This window comes from Synechococcus sp. R5-12 (genome assembly GCF_047502655.1).
In the GTDB taxonomy this organism is placed as follows: Bacteria; Cyanobacteriota; Cyanobacteriia; order Thermostichales; family Thermostichaceae; genus Thermostichus.
Window position 1 is genome coordinate 1 of record NZ_JANSIM010000278.1, and the last position, 2681, is coordinate 2681.

The following is a 2681-nucleotide window of genomic DNA, read 5'->3' on the forward strand; positions in this document are numbered from 1 at the left end:
CCTACGGGTACAGTGCGGGGCTCCTGCGATTTCTAGCTGAACAGGGCTGAGCTTTGGGAGGACTTTGTCCCGCTGGTGCGAGCCGAGAAGTCCGTCGACCCAAAGACTTCGGCCTCCCCTTTTCGGAACCCAGAGCTTCATCATGTCAGAATGGCAGAGCAGGCGCTGCATCCTTCGGCTGTAGAGGGGCGCAGTCTTGTTGCCGATACCCAGTTAACGCAACGGTTCTCCCTATGTCGGTTAGCCCTCTTCCCAGTTGGGTCAAGCGTTCCATCGGCAAAGCCAGCGAGACTTCAGCGGTGCAGCAGGTGATCAAGCAGCGGGGCCTGCACACCATTTGTGAGGAGGGGCGCTGTCCAAATCGAGCCGAGTGCTACAGCCAAAAAACCGCTACATTTCTGCTGATGGGAGGGATCTGTACCCGCGCCTGCTCTTTTTGCCAGGTGGCCAGTGGACGGCCCGCACCGTTGGATCCCGCAGAACCGGAGAAAGTGGCCGAGGCGGTTGAGCTGCTTGGGCTCCGCTATGTGGTGCTGACCTCGGTGGCCCGCGACGATCTGCCCGACCAGGGATCCGGTCACTTTGTGGAGGTCATGGAGGCAATTCGGCGGCGCTGCCCCGGCACCCAGATCGAGGTGCTTACCCCCGACTTTCGCGGCGATCGCGAATGCATTGCCCGTGTGGTGGCCGCTCAGCCTGTCTGCTACAACCACAACATCGAAACGGTACGACGGCTCTCCCAGGCAGTACGGCGCAGTTCCGGCTATGACCTGTCCTTGCGGGTTTTGCGAACGGTCAAGGAGCTGAATCCCGGATTACCCACCAAGTCTGGGCTGATGCTGGGGCATGGGGAAACCCGCACAGAAGTGCTGGAAACCTTCCGGGATCTGCTGGCGGTGGGATGCGATCGTCTGACTCTGGGGCAATACCTACAACCTTCCTTGGCCCATCGCCCTGTGGAACGCTACTGGACTCCGGAAGAGTTTGCCGAGCTGGGCCAGATAGCCCGCCAGATGGGGTTTCGCCAGGTGCGCTCAGGGCCATTGGTGCGCAGCTCCTACCACGCTGCCGAAATGGTTGAGAACTAGGCCAGGGAGCTTGGCAGAGAGGCTGTGCAGTCTGTCATAGCCAACCTTTCCCGTCCGATCAAGGCACGAAGGCCCGCTTCCAGGCCGAACGCTCGGGCTGCAAACCGGCTGAGCACCTGTGGCGCCAGGGATCCCAGGCGGTACAAGCTGATCCCCGCCACCAGACCCGGCAAAAGGCCGTTGCCCCAATCTCCCCACAGCCAGGAACTCACCCCTTCCGCCAGCAGCAGCAGAGCCCCATTGAGCAGCAGCGGTCGCCACAGCCCCTTCCACAAGACCCTCCGGGGCAGGTGCAGCCGGATCTCCAAGCCCAGCAGCCAAAGACCATCCAGCAGCGGGGCCAACAGCAAATCCAACCCCAGCGGAGCTAAGCCCACCCCCATCCCCTTGCCAAGGGCGAAAATCCTGCCCCATTGCTCCACAAAGCGGGCATGATGCTGCCACTGTTTTTCCAGAATCTGGGCCTGAACCCGGTCCAGCCGCTTCAACACATTCAAAGCCAGGAGGGATCCCGCCTCTGTTTGCAAAATCTGCAGAATTCGCCCCCGCAAGGCTTCAATTTGGGGTGCAGGCCGTTCCCATTCCAAAGTAATGCGGCCATCCGGCCAGTGGGTGCGGACTTTCAGAGGTTTTGGGCAAGCGGCCACGGTCAAAATCTCCTGCGGCGATACCCAGCCTAGGTGGCGGCTGATCTGGGCACAAATGGCCTGCAACTCCGCTTCGGAGTAGAGATCGCATTTGTTCAACACCAGCAGGATGGGCTTGTATAGAGTGCGCAGCTCCGAGAGAGCTTGGTATTCCAACTGGGTCAGGTCGGTGGCGATGACAAACACGATCAAATCCGCCGAGCGGGCCACATCCCAGGCCAACTGTTCGCGGGCTTCTCCTTCCACTTCGTTCAAACCCGGAGTATCCACCAGCCTCACCCGCCAAGGGATCCCTGGCTCCGGCTGCCACAGCAGGGATTGGGGCTGCTGAGTGACCCCATTGAGGGGGCCCACCTTCAATCGCTCCTCGCCGGTTAGGGCGTTCAGGACGGCCGACTTGCCACGGTTGACCAGCCCAAACACCGCAATGGAAAACAGCCGCGCGGTGAGGCGCTTGCGCAAAGTGGATAGAGCCCTGAACTCCGGTTGTAAATCCCGACGGCTGGCCAGAGATTGCCAATGATCCCAGCACCTTTGCAAAACGGTTTCGGCTTGGGTCAAGGGAGTGGTCATAGACAGGGGCAATGGACTAACCCTCACTCTAGAGGGAATTGCCCCTCAGGGCTAGCCGTTTCTCCCCCCCAGCGTGGGGAATCCAAACCCCACAAAATAGGGCATGATCACCCTAGGGTTCCGCCGAATCTCCTATGCTGTACCGCCTTCCCCAATCTCTGAAATGGCTTCGTGTGGGTGGATCCCATCGTTCTAAGCAAGAGCGCCAGATCGTGCGCAGCCTGCTGGCCTTTGCTGGGGCGCTGCTGGTTATGGATGTTGTGCTTCTGAGCGCCCTTCGCTAGTCCAACTTGGCAAGCCCATCGTTAGGTGATTCCGAACAAGTCTAAGTGTAAACTACCCGGCTCCGACCGCTAAGCGGTACGGAGCGGGC

The 2681-nt window shown here is 60.3% G+C and carries 3 protein-coding genes; 2 read left to right on the top strand and 1 reads right to left on the bottom strand.

The window, feature by feature from the left end; all coding sequences use genetic code 11:
* Window positions 1-233: 233 nt before the first annotated feature.
* Window positions 234-1088, top strand: coding sequence for a lipoyl synthase (gene lipA / locus NW843_RS13270; protein ID WP_414523185.1), 855 nt, complete (start codon window positions 234-236; stop codon window positions 1086-1088).
* Here the strand turns inward: lipA and NW843_RS13275 are convergent.
* Entirely contained in the window at window positions 1085-2308 is a 1224-nt protein-coding gene (locus tag NW843_RS13275) for an Era-like GTP-binding protein (protein ID WP_414523186.1), read from the bottom strand. The genes lipA and NW843_RS13275 overlap by 4 nt on opposite strands.
* Before the next feature lie 134 nt (window positions 2309-2442).
* Between NW843_RS13275 and NW843_RS13280 the strand changes: the two genes are divergently transcribed.
* Window positions 2443-2592 (top strand): hypothetical protein, encoded by a 150-nt coding sequence (locus NW843_RS13280; RefSeq protein ID WP_011429585.1) that lies wholly within the window; start codon window positions 2443-2445, stop codon window positions 2590-2592.
* Window positions 2593-2681 lie beyond the last annotated feature (89 nt).

Coding starts and splice junctions, on each gene's coding strand:
- NW843_RS13280 (WP_011429585.1), top strand. CDS start 2,443: ATGCTGTACCGCCTTCCCCAATCTCTGAAATGGCTTCGTGTGGGTGGA.
- NW843_RS13275 (WP_414523186.1), bottom strand. CDS start 2,308: ATGACCACTCCCTTGACCCAAGCCGAAACCGTTTTGCAAAGGTGCTGG.
- lipA (WP_414523185.1), top strand. CDS start 234: ATGTCGGTTAGCCCTCTTCCCAGTTGGGTCAAGCGTTCCATCGGCAAA.